Origin of the sequence: Phormidium sp. CCY1219 (genome assembly GCF_035615515.1) — a bacterium.
Taxonomy (GTDB): domain Bacteria; phylum Cyanobacteriota; class Cyanobacteriia; order Cyanobacteriales; family Laspinemataceae; genus CCY1219.
Genome location: NZ_JAJENT010000079.1, coordinates 1 through 203, shown reverse-complemented (window position 1 = coordinate 203; position 203 = coordinate 1). Strand labels below are relative to the sequence as shown.

General features: G+C 55.2%; 1 pseudogene. It reads right to left on the bottom strand.

Annotated elements, in window-relative coordinates:
• Positions 1–203 (bottom strand): annotated as a pseudogene (locus LKK83_RS31870) (photosystem II D2 protein (photosystem q(a) protein)); the annotation flags it as partial.

Sequence of the window (203 nt, the reverse complement as noted above, 5' to 3'; positions counted from 1 at the left end):
GGGTTTAAGGTCCAGTTGTGGAACCCTTGGAAGAACAATAGAAAACGGAAGATGGCGGCGACGCCAAAGCTGGGGGCGAAGAACCAGCCCGACTGTCCCAAGGGATACATCAAGAAGACGCTGACGAACACCGCGATCGGTCCGGTGAAGGCCAGGGCATTATAAGGACGAATCCCTAACAGACGGGAGATTTCCAACTGGCG